This window comes from Nocardia sp. NPDC023733 (genome assembly GCF_040639775.1).
GTDB lineage: Bacteria > Actinomycetota > Actinomycetes > Mycobacteriales > Mycobacteriaceae > Nocardia > Nocardia rosealba.
This window is the reverse complement of the sequence record NZ_JBFAAN010000006.1, coordinates 34,860-49,364: the sequence shown is the minus strand read 5'-3', so window position 1 is coordinate 49,364 and position 14,505 is coordinate 34,860. Positions and strand designations below refer to the sequence as shown.

12 protein-coding genes and 1 other RNA gene are annotated in these 14,505 nt (G+C 69.3%); 7 read left to right on the top strand and 6 right to left on the bottom strand.

The genetic code is table 11. From position 1 onward, the window contains the following. Window positions 1-81: 81 nt before the first annotated feature. Window positions 82-786 carry a S1 family peptidase gene (locus tag AB0F86_RS22330; protein WP_243749924.1) on the top strand — a complete coding sequence of 235 codons (705 nt, stop codon included), beginning with the start codon at window positions 82-84 and terminating at the stop codon, window positions 784-786. A gap of 63 nt (window positions 787-849) precedes the next feature. On the opposite strand, the gene AB0F86_RS22325 is transcribed toward AB0F86_RS22330, so the two are convergent. Then, the gene (locus AB0F86_RS22325; protein WP_225281148.1) at window positions 850-1,737 is read right to left on the bottom strand and encodes an alpha/beta fold hydrolase; all 888 of its coding nucleotides are present in this window, start codon (window positions 1,735-1,737) and stop codon (window positions 850-852) included. 36 nt (window positions 1,738-1,773) lie between these two features. Between AB0F86_RS22325 and rnpB the strand changes: the two genes are divergently transcribed. Then, window positions 1,774-2,183, top strand: an RNA gene (gene rnpB / locus AB0F86_RS22320) — RNase P RNA component class A. Window positions 2,184-2,244: 61 nt separating this feature from the next. Here rnpB and AB0F86_RS22315 read toward each other — a convergent pair. Continuing rightward, complete coding sequence (locus AB0F86_RS22315) at window positions 2,245-2,610, bottom strand: hypothetical protein (RefSeq protein ID WP_225281149.1); 366 nt, start codon at window positions 2,608-2,610, stop codon at window positions 2,245-2,247. 394 nt (window positions 2,611-3,004) lie between these two features. Between AB0F86_RS22315 and AB0F86_RS22310 the strand changes: the two genes are divergently transcribed. Both AB0F86_RS22310 and AB0F86_RS22305 read left to right on the top strand, forming a co-directional pair. Beyond that, window positions 3,005-3,337, top strand: a complete 333-nt coding sequence (locus AB0F86_RS22310) for a hypothetical protein (protein ID WP_067487308.1) — start codon at window positions 3,005-3,007, stop codon at window positions 3,335-3,337. Window positions 3,338-3,356: 19 nt separating this feature from the next. Next, window positions 3,357-4,814: an RNB domain-containing ribonuclease gene (locus AB0F86_RS22305; protein WP_356985045.1), complete on the top strand. Its 1,458-nt coding sequence runs from the start codon at window positions 3,357-3,359 to the stop codon at window positions 4,812-4,814. 156 nt (window positions 4,815-4,970) lie between these two features. Here the strand turns inward: AB0F86_RS22305 and AB0F86_RS22300 are convergent, their stop codons facing one another. The 4 genes from AB0F86_RS22300 to panB form a co-directional block, all read right to left on the bottom strand. After that, entirely contained in the window at window positions 4,971-5,819 is an 849-nt protein-coding gene (locus AB0F86_RS22300) for a CHAD domain-containing protein (RefSeq protein ID WP_356985044.1), read from the bottom strand. Window positions 5,820-5,822: 3 nt separating this feature from the next. Beyond that, window positions 5,823-6,785 carry a prolyl aminopeptidase gene (pip, locus tag AB0F86_RS22295; protein WP_356985043.1) on the bottom strand — a complete coding sequence of 321 codons (963 nt, stop codon included), beginning with the start codon at window positions 6,783-6,785 and terminating at the stop codon, window positions 5,823-5,825. Then, a complete protein-coding gene (locus AB0F86_RS22290) occupies window positions 6,785-7,216 on the bottom strand; it encodes a hypothetical protein (RefSeq protein ID WP_181697964.1) in 432 nt (143 codons plus the stop codon). Before AB0F86_RS22290 ends, pip begins: the two co-directional genes overlap by 1 nt. Before the next feature lie 103 nt (window positions 7,217-7,319). Next, on the bottom strand, window positions 7,320-8,177 hold the full coding sequence (panB, locus tag AB0F86_RS22285; RefSeq protein WP_356985210.1) for a 3-methyl-2-oxobutanoate hydroxymethyltransferase: 858 nt from the start codon (window positions 8,175-8,177) through the stop codon (window positions 7,320-7,322). A 143-nt stretch (window positions 8,178-8,320) separates the two neighbouring features. On the opposite strand from panB, the gene AB0F86_RS22280 reads away from it, so the two are divergent. The 3 genes from AB0F86_RS22280 (at window position 8,321) to AB0F86_RS22270 (ending at window position 14,451) form a co-directional block, all read left to right on the top strand. Next, window positions 8,321-9,922 (top strand): alpha/beta hydrolase, encoded by a 1,602-nt coding sequence (locus AB0F86_RS22280; protein ID WP_181697963.1) that lies wholly within the window; start codon window positions 8,321-8,323, stop codon window positions 9,920-9,922. Between the two features lie 115 nt (window positions 9,923-10,037). Further along, window positions 10,038-11,378 carry a type I glutamate--ammonia ligase gene (gene glnA, locus AB0F86_RS22275; protein WP_067487327.1) on the top strand — a complete coding sequence of 447 codons (1,341 nt, stop codon included), beginning with the start codon at window positions 10,038-10,040 and terminating at the stop codon, window positions 11,376-11,378. Between the two features lie 61 nt (window positions 11,379-11,439). Continuing rightward, window positions 11,440-14,451, top strand: coding sequence for a bifunctional [glutamine synthetase] adenylyltransferase/[glutamine synthetase]-adenylyl-L-tyrosine phosphorylase (locus tag AB0F86_RS22270; protein WP_356985042.1), 3,012 nt, complete (start codon window positions 11,440-11,442; stop codon window positions 14,449-14,451). Window positions 14,452-14,505: the final 54 nt, after the last annotated feature.

Below are 14,505 nucleotides of genomic sequence, written 5' to 3'. Positions count from 1 at the left end.
TGGGCGCGGTACGGTCGCCCGGGTTCGCGATGCGCGTCACGTCGACGCATAGCCGGTCGCGGCCGTGGAGAAAGGTACTTGATGAAGTTTCTACGGATGGCGGCGTTCGCGGCGGCCATCGCGGGGGCGCTCACCACGTCTGCCGGTGTAGGCAGCGTGTCGGCTGATCCGAGCGTGGTGCTCGGTGCCGGTTCGGGCATCGTCTTCGACAACAACTCCGGCTGTTCGCTCACGGCCATCGGCCACGACAACGCGGGTCGGCTGGTCGGTCTCACCGCCGGGCACTGCGCGTCGACCGGTGCCAAGGTCGGCGCCGAGCAGGCGCTGCACGCGGGCGTGATCGGTACCGTCGCCTTCTCCGACGACGGCGACTACCTGGATTTCGCTGTGCTGCAACTGGATGCGTCCAAGGTGGTGCCCACGCGCACGATCGGCCAGACCACCGTGGCAGGCCTCGGCCCCGCACCGGCACCGGGCTCCACCGTGTGCTCCGACGGCCGGACCAGCGGCCGCAGCTGCGGTGTGGTGTGGGGTGAGCTCGAGGGCAACTCGATCAACCAGTACTGCTCGCAGCCGGGCGATTCCGGTGGTCCGGTCGTTGTCGGTGACCGGCTCGTCGGCATGAACCAGGGCAGGCTCACCGGCCTCGGCCCCGTGGACTTCGACGTGCCGTGCACCAACGGCGCCAACCCGATCCACTCGCCCGCCTACTTCCAGCCGATCGAGGTGATCCTCGATGTGGTGAACCGCGCGGGTGGGGTCGGCGCGGGCTTCCAGCCGATCTGATCGCCGCACGAAACACTCAGGGGCGCAGCATCATCACGATGCTGCGCCCTGTTTCATGCGTGATCAGGGGCGCAGGATCGACACCAGGAAGTCGGTCTGGTCGCGCACGACCTGTTCGAAGACGTCGTCGAAGTACACGTCGAAGTGGCCGACCGGGTATTCCTTGACCACGGCGTGTTTGGTGCGTGCGGCCGCCTTGCGGGTGGGGCCGGACGGTGCGACGGAATCGTTCTCGGCGATCGTGTACAGCACCGGGACCTTCAGCGACTTGGCGCGTCGGCCGGGGGCGTCGAACAGGGTGGAGAAAGCTACGCGGGCACCGACTTTGGGGTCGTAGGTCGGGCTCTCCTCGGCGAGCCTGCCGAAGCCTTCGGGCACATCGGAGGCACTCATCAGGGCGGCGGCGCGTTTGCGGCCTGCCAGGCGGATGCGAATCGGCTTGCGGCGCAACGGGCCCAACAGCAGATCGGTCATGGCGACGGTCGCCACCTTGGTCAGGCTGATCGGTCCCTTCGCCCGCGCCGACGCCCAGCCGCTGGTGAACGGCACCTGGGCGACCACGGCCGCCAGGTAGTCGTCGTCGGGAGCGACGGAAAGCACGTGCCCACCACCGAAAGACGTGCCCCACAACGCGATCCGGGTGGCGTCGAAGCCGCGGATGCTGCGCGCGTAGGCGATCGCGGCCTTCCAGTCCTGACGCTGCCTGGCGATATTGAGCACCTGGCGGGGCGCACCCTCACTGGCGCCGAAATGCCGATAGTCGAAGGCCAGCACCCCCATTCCCGCCGCGACGAACCGTCGCGCATACCGATCCAACCCCATCTCGCGGGTCGCCCCCAGCCCGTGTCCCATGATCACCAGCGGACGCGGCCTCGGCGCACCATCGGGGAGGTAGAGCCATGCGGCGCATTGCTGGTCACCCGATGGGAAACTGACGTCGACACGTTCCATGACTGATAACCGTACCGAGTACCATGGCGGAGCGGACGAGTCGGCCGGGCGACCGCGGTGACGGGAACGGGCACATCGGTGTCGCCGCCCGCCACCGAGGAAAGTCCGGACTCCACAGAGCAGGGCGGTTGTTAACGGCAACCCGGGGTGACCCGCGGGACAGTGCCACAGAAAACAAACCGCCGCACGCTCAACGTGCGGTAAGGGTGAAACGGTGCGGTAAGAGCGCACCAGCGCCTCGGGTGACCGGGGCGGCTAGGTAAACCCCGCCCGGAGCAAGGTCGAAGGCCGCACCGGCGACGGTGCGGCTGCGCAGGTGTTCGAGGGCTGCTCGCCCGAGCCTGCGGGTGGACCGCTCGAGGCACCCGGCGACGGTGTGTCCAGATGGATGGTCGCCCCCCGGCGCGAGCCGGGGACAGGATCCGGCTTACAGGCCGGCTCGCCCGCCCAGGAAACGACGAAGGCGGCGGTCCCGCACGGGACCGCCGCCTCGTCTGTCCGGGGACTTCAGCACATCAGCTTGGCCATGTCGTAGACCGCGCGCGCTTCCTGCTCCGTGGCCGAAACGGAGCCGTTGGTCGAGCTCTTCACGATTCCGGCGATGGTGTCGGCCTCGGCCTTGCCCGCCTTGATGTCGGAGCACGTCTGGTTGAGCACCCCGCTCACCGCTAGGTCGTCACGGCCGGCGGCCAGCTTCGGGAAAGCATTGCGATAGCTCACCACGAACATGCCGGCCTTACCGGGATCGACCTGAACGGCCGGGGTGGTGGTGGTTGCGGGGGCTGCGGCGGTGGACGAGTCCTCGCCGCAACCGGTCAGAAGCAGGGCGAAGACGGCGGTGCCTGCCGCGAGGGCGGCGGTAGTTCTACTCACGCAGCGGGATGCTAGCGGCCCAGGAAACAAGGCGCCTCCCGTCAGGTTAACGGGAGGCGACATGTTGATTCGTGTGACGGTGAGTCAGGCCGGGTTGATCATCAGCACCTGGGCCCAGTAGGTGGCCTGGTCAGGCCCGAGGATCGGCAACAGGTAATCGTAAATCAGCGACGACATACGCTCGGAACTCCCATTTATCGACGTGGGTGCAACACTTTTCCGGCTTGTGCCGGATGTGCCGTCGCCACAGTAACAATTCGTGCGAGACGCGCGACGGGGCGGTGAATATGCGCGGGAACTCGCCGGGAACGTGAGCGAGGTCATAGAGTGTTGCCCGTCGGCAGGGCCCGTTGTGCGGGCTCACACATCGATCGCGGAAGCAGGTCACATTTCCATGCGGGTAGTTCGTTCCATTGTCGCCGGTGCATTGATCGCCGGAGCCGCCGCGGTGCTCACCTCGATGGGTGCCGGTTCGGCGGGTGCGGTCGCGGTGACCCCGCTGCCCGGCGGGGTCCAGGTCGACCTGAGCCCGGCCGATACCGCCTGGGTGCACCAGAACAAGTTCGGCCGGACCGTGGCCGGTCTGCCGCATCCGTCGGCGGCCTCGTTCGGTCAGGCGCTCGACGCGGCGGCCGCCGTGTCGTCGTCGGTGCCGGGTGGCCGGGTCACCTTCACCGTGTACGGCCCGTTCGATCAGCTCAACGGCACCATGCTGGCACTGCAGTAACAATCGCTACGCTGCCAGGATGGAACTCCATCAGCGGATCGTCTCGGCGCCGGTAGATTTCGGCGCCATCCGTTCCGAATTCGGGCTGGCCTCGGACTATCCGGCCGAGGCTGTCTCCGAGGCCCGCGACGCGGTCGACGCGTTCGCGGGCACCCGGGTGGACCGCACCGACCTCGAGCTGGTGACCATCGACCCACCGAGCGCCATGGATCTGGACCAGGCGCTGCACCTCGAACGCACCGCGACCGGTTTCACCCTGCACTACGCCATCGCCGATCTCGGCGCGGTGATCGTGCCCGGCGGTGCCCTTGCCCGCGAATCCGAATCACGCGGCCAGACCTTCTATCTCCCCGACGGCACCGTGCCGCTGCATCCGCCCGTGCTGTCGGAGGGGACCGCGAGCCTGTTGCCCGGTGTCGACCGGCCCGTCGCGCTGTGGACCATCGAACTCGACAACGACGCCGCGCTCCTTCGTTTTTCGGTCGAGCGTGCCCTGGTGCGCTCCCGTGAACGCTTCGACTATCAGCAGGTCCAGGCCGCCGCCGACGCCGGAACACTGCACCCCTCGTTGGCCGCGCTGCCCGAATTCGGTCGGCTGCGGATCGAGGCCGGTCTCGCGCGCGGTGCGATCTCGCTGCGCCTGCCGGCCCAGGACGTGGTGCGCCACGGCGACAACTGGCGCCTCGACCTGGAACCGCGCACGGCCGCCGACGACTGGAACGAGCAGGTCTCCCTGCTCACCGGGATGTGCGCGGCACGAATCATGCTCGATCACAAGGGGACCCGGCTCGGTCTGCTGCGCACGATGCCGCCACCGCCCGACTCCGCCGTCGCCTCGATGCGCCGCACCGCCGCCGCCCTCGACATCGCCTGGCCCGACGACCTGCCGGTCGGCCGCATGCTGGCGGGCCTTGACCCCAACACTCCCGCCGGGCTGGTCCTGATGTCGGAGGCGACCACCCTGCTGCGCGGCGCCGGCTACACCCTGCTCGCCGACCTCGACGACCCCACTGCCGACCAGCTGACCCACAGCGCCATCGGCGCCCCCTACGCTCACGTCACCGCCCCGCTGCGCCGCCTGGCCGACCGCTTCACCACCGAGATCTGCCTGGCGCACTGCGCGGGCACCGAGGTACCGCAGTGGGTGCTGGACGGCCTGGCGCCTGCCGCGGAAACCCTGCGCCGCACCGATTCGCTCGCCAACAAGGTCGACCGCGCGTGCGTCGACCTCACCGAGGCCACGATCCTCGGCCCGCGCGTCGGCACCGACTTCGCCGCCCTGGTCCTGCGCGAGGCCAACGGTTCGCGCGACGCGGAGATCTTCGTCGCCGAACCCCCGATCCTGGCGCGCTGCGCGGGCAAGCCACCGGAAGGCGAACGCGTCTCGGTGCGCCTGCGTACCGCCGATCCCACGACGAGAACCATCGAATTCGCCTATACCGCCGATGGGATCGGCGCGCCCGCCGGCATCGAGTGAGCCCCGGCGCGCGTCGAGGTCGACGCGCTGCCGACGTTTTCGAACCCGCTGCGACCGATGGGGCATCGAGCCTGCACGGCGGCACAGCCTTTCGGTCGACACTCAGTTCGGCATGCCGTGGCCGGTGTCGTGAGTGACAGCCGGGTTCGCCGGTGGTCAGTCGGTCGAGATGAACGCCGCGGCAGCGGGATAACCCGCGATGGCCCGGCCCGCCGCGGCTTCCTCGGTGTCGGCGAGGAGTTCGTAGACGGTGGCGTCGGTGGAATCGCTTGCGGCGGCGAGGATGGCTGCGCGGGATTCCACGGCGTCGCGGTGGTCGCCCAGGACCGATTGCAGGCGTTTGGCGCGGGCGCCCAGGTCGGTGGCGTCGGCGCCGAGAACCTCGCCCGCAGCTTCGCAGGAATAGCGTAAACGCTTGGCACCCTTGCGGATGTCGTGCAGCAGCTCCACCCGGTCGGCGGGGGTGGCGGTGGGCTCGGCGAAGACCAGTTTGCGCAGGCGTTTGCGGTCGCGGCCGAGCACGCGCGCGAACACGTCGTCCGCGTCGTCGCCGGCGAGGGAATCGTCGAGCGGGGGATCGGTGCGCCACGTAATGAGGACCGCGCGCAGGGCCGCGTACCGCTCGCCGTCGAGGGCGGTGAGGATCTCGTCGTGGGCCTGGGCGTAGGCGTCGTCGGCGGCGCCGACCAGACGGCGGGTGACCTCGGTGGGCACCTCGCCGAACCCGTCGAGCAGTTTCGCGAACCGCTCACCTCGGACCTCCGCGTCGCGGGCGACCCCGAGCAGTTCCGCGAGCCACTTCAGCTCCGTCACCGTCTCGGCGGCGGCGTCGCTGTCGAAAAGCTTGCGGTAGGAACGCAATACGCTGCGCAACCGGCGCGTGGCCACCCGCATCTGGTGCACCGAGTCCTCGGCGTCGGCGCGGACATCGGGTTCGGCGGCGAGCAGCCGGTCGATGTCCTCGCGCAGCGCCGCGACGACGGCGGGTCCGGCTTCGATCGCCATGGGTCAGTCTCGCTTCCCGAACAGGTCGGTCGCCTCGACCAGGTGGTGGGTGATGCCGGGCTCGTGCGCGGTGTGCGCGGCGTCCTCGACGATGTGCAGGGTGGAGCCGGGCCACGCGTTGTGCAGTTCCCAGGCGCTCACCGCGGGGCACACCACGTCGTGGCGGCCCTGCACGATCACTCCGGGGATGTCGGCGATCCGATGGATGTCACGCAGCAACTGTCCCTCGTCGAGGAATCCGCCGTGCCGGAAATAGTGGTTTTCGATGCGGGCGAAGGCGAGGGCGAAGCGTGGCTCACCGGTCTCGGCGACCCGATCCGGGTGCGGCAGTAGCGAACTCGTGGCGCCTTCCCACGTCGACCAGGCGACGGCGGCACCGAGCGCGATCTCCGGATCCGGCGAATGCAGCAGCCGGTGATACACCTCGACGAGGTCGTCCCCGCGCTCCTCGGGCGGCACCGGTGCCAGGAATTTCGCCCACTCGGCGGGGTAGATGTTGCCCGCCGCGCCGTTGTAGTACCAGTCGATCTCCTTGCGCCGCAACAGGAAGATGCCGCGCAACACCAGTTCGGTGACCCGCTCCGGGTGCGCCTGGGCATAGGCGAGGCCGAGGGTGGAACCCCACGACCCGCCGAACACCTGCCAGCGTTCGACACCGAGGTGCTCGCGCAGCGCCTCCATGTCGGCGATCAGGTGCGGTGTGGTGTTGAACTCGAGGCTCGCCCCGTCGGCGATGTGCGGCACCGACTTTCCGCACCCGCGCTGATCGAACAACACGATCCGGTACACCGCCGGATCGAAGAACCGGCGTTGCAACGGACCTGTGCCGCCGCCGGGGCCGCCGTGCACGAACACCACCGGCTTGCCGTCGGGGTTGCCGCTGACCTCCCAGTACACCGACTGGCCGTCGCCGACGTCGAGGAGACCTTTGTCGAACGGTTCGATCTCGGGGTACAGGGCGCGCATCAGAACGCCAATCCCGCGGCGAGGTCGGGCAGGTCGAGTGCGGTGAGCGTTTCGGTGCGCACATCGGGGCAGGCCTCGGTCGTCACCCGGTCGATCATCGCCTTGTCGGCCAGCACGTGCCCGTTGATGCCGCCGTTGCGCAGCGCCCACTCGTGCACCATCGTGTTCAGCGCGAGCCGGCCGAGGGTCGGGCCCTGCACCCGGAAGTTCGACAGCTCCGGGCGGATCATGTCGCACAACTGGCTCGCCGAGGAGTCGCTGATCTCCAGCGTGGTGCTCGGCGTCGCCGTCTTGGTGGTGGTGGCACCGGCGGTCGTGGTCGTCGCGGACCCGCTGGGCGTGACTTCCGCACCGCCACAGGCTGTCAGGGTCACGGCGGCGAGAACACCGGTGACAACGAGCCCGGGACTGGTCTTCCATCGGCGATGCATGCGTACCTCTTCGAGTCGGCTGTTTCGACTCCGAGTCTGCCATCTCGCCGTCGGCCGCGCCGCTGCCCGACCCCGCCGGACGACGGGGCCGGGTGTGCGCGGATCAGAAGCTGTGCTCGGGCCCCGGGAAGGTGCCCTGACGCACCTCGTCGGCGTAAGCGGCTGCGGCGGAGCGCAATTCGTCGCCCACATTGCCGAACCGCTTCACGAACTTGGCCGTCTTGCCGCTGGTGTAGCCGGCCATGTCCTGCCAGACCAGCACCTGGGCGTCACAATCGGCGCCGGCGCCGATTCCCACGGTCGGGATGGTGAGCTTGCGGGTGACCTGACCGGCCAGCTCGGCGGGCACCATCTCCATCACCACGGAGAAGGCACCGGCCTCCTGCACCGCGATCGCGTCGGCGACGAGTTGCTCGGCACCGTCGCCGCGACCCTGCACCCGGAAACCGCCGAGTGTGTTCACGCTCTGCGGGGTGAAACCGATGTGGGCCATCACGGGAATGCCCGCGGCGGTGATGAGCGCGATCTGCTCGGCGACCCGCTCGCCGCCCTCCAGCTTCACCGCGTGGGCGCCACCCTCCTTCATGAAGCGGGTGGCGGTGGCCAGCGCCTGCTGGGGCGAGGACTCGTAGGTGCCGAACGGCAGGTCGGCGACGACCAGGGCGTGCGGCGCACCGCGCACCACGCCACGGACCAGCGGGATCAGCTCGTCGACAGTGATCGGCACGGTGGTGTCGTAGCCGTAGACGACGTTGGCGGCGGAATCGCCGACCAGCAGGACAGGGATGCCCGCCTCTTCGAACAGGCGGGCCGAGGAGTAGTCGTAGGCGGTCAGCATCGACCAGCGCTCACCCTCGGCCTTCATCTGCTGCAGATGCTGGACGCGGGTCTTGCGGCGAGGCTTGGGGGTGGTAGCGGGAGCGGCACCGTAGGCAGGGCTCTGCTCATCGGATACGGACATCATCGTCCCTACTTTCGTCTGGTTCCTCGAGGCCCGTAGCGGGTCCCCGGGTTTTTCTGACGCATCCAGTGTGCCACCTCGCCCCGAACCGTTTTAAGGGCGTGGCCGGTGGGATCGGTCACACCCGCGCTTCGGTTACCGTGATGGCGAGCCCGTTCGGGTGCGTCGTGTTGCGCCGCCCGGCGCGGAAAGGTTGGCCAACTGTGCAGCGAGGCAGGCTCGTCGTTGTTCTCGGCGCGATCTGCGCGCTGGTCGCCACCGGATGCGGATCCGGCAGCGACAGCGCCACCCCGCCCACTCCGCTGCCGCCGTCACCCCCCGGGCTGAACGATTTCTACGAACAGCGCATCGACTGGGGTTCCTGCGAGGAGTTCGGCAGCCCGGAGGAACGGTTGCCGCCGAGCACCCAGTGCGCGCGCGTCACCGTGCCGATCGATTACGCCCGGCCCGACGGTCCGACCGCGCAGATCGCGTTGTCGCGCATCCCGGCCAGGGGCGACAAGATCGGGTCGCTGCTGATGAATCCGGGCGGGCCCGGCGTCTCCGGGTTGTCGATGGTCACCGTCGGGCACCGCACAGAGCTGGCCGAACGATTCGACCGCATCGGTTTCGATCCGCGTGGTGTCGGCTCCTCGCTGCCCGCGATCGTATGCCTGACCCCGCCCGAAGCCGATGCCGAACGCGCCGAACCGCCCACCGACAACACCCCGGCGGGCATCGCCGAGGCCGAGGCCGAGAACCGCGAATACGCCGGCCGTTGCGCTGAGCGCTCGGGCATCGACCTGCTCGGCCATGTCGGCACCCGGGAAGTCGTCCAGGACATGGACGTGCTGCGCTCGGCCCTCGGTGACGCGAAACTGACCTACCTCGGCTACTCCTACGGCACCCGCCTCGGTGCCGCCTACGCCGAGAAGTACCCGCAGAACGTGCGCGCGATGGTCCTCGACGGCGCCGTCGACTCCTCCCAGGAACCCGTGCAGGAGTCGCTGCGCCAGGCGGCGGGCTTCCAGGGCGTGTTCGACGCCTACGCCGCCGACTGCGCGAACAGCGCCGACTGCCCGCTCGGAACCGACCCGGCAGGTGCGGTGGCCCGCTTCCGGCAACTCGTCGACCCGCTGCAAGCCGCCCCGGCCCGCACCGAGGATCCGCGCGGCCTGAGCTACAACGACGCCATCACCGGCGTCCAGCAGGCCCTCTACAGCGACGAGATGTGGCCACTGCTCACCCGCGGCCTCACCGAACTGCAGGGCGGCACGGGGGACACCCTGCTGCAACTGGCCGACCTCTACGACGGCCGTCGCGCCGACGGCACCTACGCCAACACCCAGGACGCCTTCAACGCCATCCGCTGCGTCGACGACCCGCGCATCACCGACCCCGCGGTCGTCGCCCGCCAGGACACCGAATACCGCAGGGCAGCACCATTTCTCGACGACGGCAAGGGCACCGGCGCGGCACCGCTGGAACTGTGCGCGTCCTGGCCGGTGTCGAACACGAGCGAACCGCACCGGATATCGGCGCCCGGCGTGGCGAAGATCGTCGTCGTCTCCACCACCGAGGACCCGGCCACCCCGTACCAGGCCGGTGTCGACCTGGCCGAGCAGCTCGGCGCCGCGCTCGTCACCTTCCGGGGCAACCGGCACACCGCCGCCCTCGTCGCCGGTGACCGATGCCTCGACGACGCCGTCATCGCCTACCTCACCGAACTCGCCACGCCCACGCCCGGACTCACCTGCGGCGGATGAGAGACCGCGCACACCGCCCGGTCACGCCACGTGAGAAGTGCGGACGATGTGACGTAATAGCAAACGAGTCGGCGTATGTAACACGGATTTAACGCCGGGTGCCTACGCTCGCCGTATGGATCGCCAGAAGGAATTCGTGCTGCGGACGCTCGAAGAGCGGGACATCCGCTTCGTACGTCTCTGGTTCACCGATGTGCTGGGCTACCTCAAGTCCGTCGCCATCGCCCCCGCCGAGCTCGAAGGCGCCTTCGAGGAGGGCATCGGCTTCGACGGGTCGGCCATCGAAGGCTTCGCGCGCGTGTCCGAGGCGGACATGGTCGCCCGGCCCGATCCGTCGACCTTCCAGGTGCTGCCCTGGGCCAGCTCCAAGGGCCACCAGCATTCGGCGCGCATGTTCTGCGACATCACCATGCCCGACGGTTCGCCGTCGTGGGCCGACCCGCGCCACGTGCTGCGCCGTCAGCTGAACAAGGCCGCCGACGTGGGCTTCAGCTGCTACGTGCACCCCGAGATCGAGTTCTTCCTATTGGAGAACCAGCTCAAGGACGGCTACCAGCCGATGCCCGCCGACAACGGCGGCTTCTTCGACCAGGCCGTGCACGACTCGGCCCCCAACTTCCGCCGCCACGCCATCGACGCGCTCGAGTCGATGGGCATCTCCGTGGAGTTCAGCCACCACGAGGGCGCGCCGGGCCAGCAGGAAATCGACCTACGGTACGCCGACGCGCTATCCATGGCCGACAACGTGATGACCTTCCGCTACCTCATCAAGGAGGTGGCGATCGACGAGGGTGTGCGCGCGACGTTCATGCCCAAGCCGTTCTCCCAGTACCCCGGTTCGGCCATGCACACCCACATGAGCCTGTTCGAGGGCGAGTCCAACGCCTTCGCCGACCCGGACGACCCGAACAACCTGTCGAGCACCGCTCGCTCGTTCATCGCGGGCATCCTCGAGCACGCCCCGGAGATCAGCGCGATCACCAACCAGTGGGTCAACTCCTACAAGCGCCTCATCCACGGCGGCGAGGCTCCCACGGCCGCGTCCTGGGGCCGTTCGAACCGCTCGGCGCTGGTCCGCGTGCCGATGTACACGCCGAACAAGTCGTCGTCGCGGCGCGTCGAGATCCGCAGCCCCGATTCGGCCTGCAACCCCTACCTCACCTTCGCGGTGCTGCTCGCGGCCGGTCTGCGCGGCATCGAGAAGGGCTACAACCTGCCGCCCGAGGCCGAGGACGACGTGTGGTCGCTGACCGACGCCGAGCGCCGCGCGATGGGCTTCCGCTCGCTGCCGGGCACCCTCGACGAGGCACTGCAGGCGATGGAGCGCTCGGAGCTGGTCGCCGAGACCCTCGGCGAGCACGTCTTCGACTTCTTCCTGCGCAACAAGCGCCGCGAATGGGCCGACTACCGCAGCCAGGTCACCCCCTGGGAACTCAAGGAATACCTCAGCCTGTAATTCCTGCGCCGGGGGATCCGGCGTGACGCTGTCGTTGCCCGGACCATGTAAGTTTTGACGCATGGTTCGGCCACCGACTGCCCGCTCCACTGTTCCCGGCGTAGGTCGGCTCGGGTTACTCGAACCCACCGCGGCGGACTCCCTGCACCAGCTCGGCTGGGACAATGTCGACGGCGTGCCCGTGCTCTGGGCGCTGTCACGTTCGCCCGACGCCGATCTGGCCCTGTCCACGCTCGTGCGGTTGCGCGAAGCGCTCGGAAACGAGTGGGGTGAACTCGATACGGCGATCCGCTCGGAAACGACGCTGCGCGGCAGGCTGTTCGCGCTGCTCGGTTCCTCGACGGCGTTCGGCGATCACCTCGTTGCCGTACCGCAGCGCTGGAAAGTGCTGCGCGCCAGTCGGCTTCCGGATCGCGACGAACTGATCGCCGACCTGCTCGACGCCGTCGACGCGAAACCCGAGACCGGCCCCAACGCGGGCCCCATGCTGTTCCGGGCCGGTATCTCCGGTCCCGAGTCGATCGCGTTGCTGCGCGACCGGTATCGCGATCAGCTCATGCTCCTCGCCGCGATCGACCTGGCCTCCACCGTCGAGAACGAACCGGTGCCGCCGTATCAGGTGGTCGGCAGGCACCTGTCGGATCTGGCCGACGCCGCGCTCACCGCCGCCCTGTCGGTGTCGGTGGCGCGGGTCTGCAAGAACGGCGAGGTTCCGGTGCGCCTCGCGGTGATCGCGATGGGCAAATGCGGTGCGCGCGAACTGAATTACGTCAGCGATGTGGACGTGGTCTTCGTCGCCGAGCCCGCCGACGCCACCGCCACGCGCTTGGCCGCCGAGATGATGAGTGTCGCGAGTTCGGCCTTCTTCGAGGTCGACGCCGCGCTTCGCCCCGAGGGCAAGGCCGGTGCGCTGGTGCGCACCCTCGATTCGCATCTGGCCTACTACAAGCGCTGGGCCCGCACCTGGGAGTTCCAGGCCCTGCTGAAGAACCGGCCGATGACCGGTGATCTCGAACTCGGACAGCAGTACCGCGACGCGCTCATGCCGATGGTGTGGGCGGCCTCCGAACGCCCCGACTTCGTCGCCGACGTGCAGGCCATGCGCCGCCGGGTGGAAGACCTGGTGCCCGCCGACCTGCGCGAACGTGAACTCAAACTCGGCGCGGGCAGCCTGCGAGATGTCGAATTCGCCGTGCAGCTACTGCAATTGGTGCACGGGCGGGTCGACGACTCGCTGCACGTCACCAATACCGTCGAGGCGCTCACCGCGCTCGCGGCGGGCGGGTACGTCGGCCGCGACGACGCCGCCAACCTCACCGCCTCCTACGAATTCCTCCGCCTGCTCGAGCACCGCCTGCAACTGCAGCGGCTGAAACGAACACACACCCTGCCCGCCGCCGACGACGAGGAAGGCATGCGCTGGCTGGCGCGCGCCGCCCATATCCGGCCCGACGGCCGTCAGGACGCGGTCGGCGTGCTCGACACCGAGATCCGCCGCAACGCGGTGCGGGTGCGCCGCCTGCACGCCAAGCTCTTCTACCGGCCGCTGCTCGACGCGGTGGCCCGGATGGATTCCGACGCGCTCCGCCTGAGCCCCGACGCCGCCGTGCGCCAGCTCGCCGCCCTCGGTTACGCCGCCCCGGAGAACGCGCTCGGGCACCTCAAGGCGCTCACCGGTGGAGTGTCGCGCAAGGGCCGGATCCAGGCGCTGCTGCTGCCGACCCTGCTCGAATGGCTCGGTGACACACCGAATCCCGACGCGGGCCTGCTCGCGTACCGCCGGGTGTCGGAGGGGCTCGACGACCAGATCTGGTTCCTGCGCGAACTGCGCGACGAGGGCGCCATCGCCCAGCGGTTGATGATCGTGCTCGGCTCCTCGGAGTACCTACCCGATCTGCTCATCAACGCCCCCGAGACCATCCGCATGTACGCCGACGGCCCCGGCGGGCCACAGCTGCTCGGACCGCAACCCGAGGACGTGGCGCGCGGCATCCAGACCGCCGCCGCCCGCTACGACGACCCGAAACGCGCTGTGGCGGCGGCTCGTTCGCTGCGCAGGCACGAGCTGGCCAGGGTCTCCTCGGCCGACCTGCTCGGCATGCTCGACGTGCCGCAGGTGTGCGCGGCGCTGTCGTCGGTCTGGGTGGCCGTGCTCGAGGCGGCGCTCAGCGCTGTCATCCGGGCCTCGGAAGCCGAGCGTGGCGCCCCCGCGCCCGCCGACATCGCGGTGATCGGCATGGGCAGGCTCGGCGGTAAGGAACTCGGCTACGGTTCCGACGCCGACGTGCTGTTCGTGTGCGATCCCCGCCCCGGCGAAGACGAGACGACCGCGGTGAAGTGGGCGACCAATGTCGCGGAGAACGTGCAGCGGCTGCTCGGTGCCCCCAGTGTCGACCCGCCGCTGCAGGTCGATGCGGGCTTGCGCCCCGAGGGGCGTCAGGGCGCCCTGGTTCGCACGCTCGCGGCCTATCAGGCCTACTACGCCCAGTGGGCTCAGTCGTGGGAGGTGCAGGCGCTGCTGCGCGCACACCAGGTGGCGGGGGATCAGGACCTGGGTGTGCGGTTCCTGCACGTCATCGACCCGGTGCGCTACCCGGCAGGCGGGGTGTCGCCCGAGGCGGTGCGCGAGATCCGCCGTATCAAGGCGCGCGTGGATTCCGAGCGTCTGCCGCGCGGCGCCAACCCCGCCACCCACACCAAACTCGGTCGCGGTGGCCTGGCCGATATCGAGTGGACGGTGCAACTGCTGCAGTTGCGGCACGCCCACGAGGTGCCCGGCCTGCACAACACCTCGACACTGCAGTCGCTCGACGTGATCGAAGCCGAGGGCATCCTCGAGCCGGAAGACGTTGCGCTGCTGCGGGAATCGTGGCTCACGGCGACGGCGGCCCGCAACGCGCTCGTGCTGGTGAAGGGCAAGCCGACCGATCAGCTGCCCGGTCCAGGCCGACTGCTGTCGGCGGTGGCGCGCGTGGCCGGCTGGCCCAACGACGACGGCAGTGAATTCCTCGACAACTACCTGCGCATCACGCGCCGGGCCAGGGCCGTCGTCGAGCGGGTCTTCGGGGTGTGAGGACATGAGAAAGGCCCCGCACCAGTAGTGCGGGGCCTTCCTACAGCATCACGC

Coding starts and splice junctions, on each gene's coding strand:
- AB0F86_RS22330 (WP_243749924.1), top strand. CDS start 82: ATGAAGTTTCTACGGATGGCGGCGTTCGCGGCGGCCATCGCGGGGGCG.
- AB0F86_RS22325 (WP_225281148.1), bottom strand. CDS start 1,737: ATGGAACGTGTCGACGTCAGTTTCCCATCGGGTGACCAGCAATGCGCC.
- AB0F86_RS22310 (WP_067487308.1), top strand. CDS start 3,005: ATGCGGGTAGTTCGTTCCATTGTCGCCGGTGCATTGATCGCCGGAGCC.
- AB0F86_RS22305 (WP_356985045.1), top strand. CDS start 3,357: ATGGAACTCCATCAGCGGATCGTCTCGGCGCCGGTAGATTTCGGCGCC.
- AB0F86_RS22300 (WP_356985044.1), bottom strand. CDS start 5,819: ATGGCGATCGAAGCCGGACCCGCCGTCGTCGCGGCGCTGCGCGAGGAC.
- pip (WP_356985043.1), bottom strand. CDS start 6,785: ATGCGCGCCCTGTACCCCGAGATCGAACCGTTCGACAAAGGTCTCCTC.
- AB0F86_RS22290 (WP_181697964.1), bottom strand. CDS start 7,216: ATGCATCGCCGATGGAAGACCAGTCCCGGGCTCGTTGTCACCGGTGTT.
- panB (WP_356985210.1), bottom strand. CDS start 8,177: ATGTCCGTATCCGATGAGCAGAGCCCTGCCTACGGTGCCGCTCCCGCT.
- AB0F86_RS22280 (WP_181697963.1), top strand. CDS start 8,321: ATGGCGAGCCCGTTCGGGTGCGTCGTGTTGCGCCGCCCGGCGCGGAAA.
- glnA (WP_067487327.1), top strand. CDS start 10,038: ATGGATCGCCAGAAGGAATTCGTGCTGCGGACGCTCGAAGAGCGGGAC.
- AB0F86_RS22270 (WP_356985042.1), top strand. CDS start 11,440: ATGGTTCGGCCACCGACTGCCCGCTCCACTGTTCCCGGCGTAGGTCGG.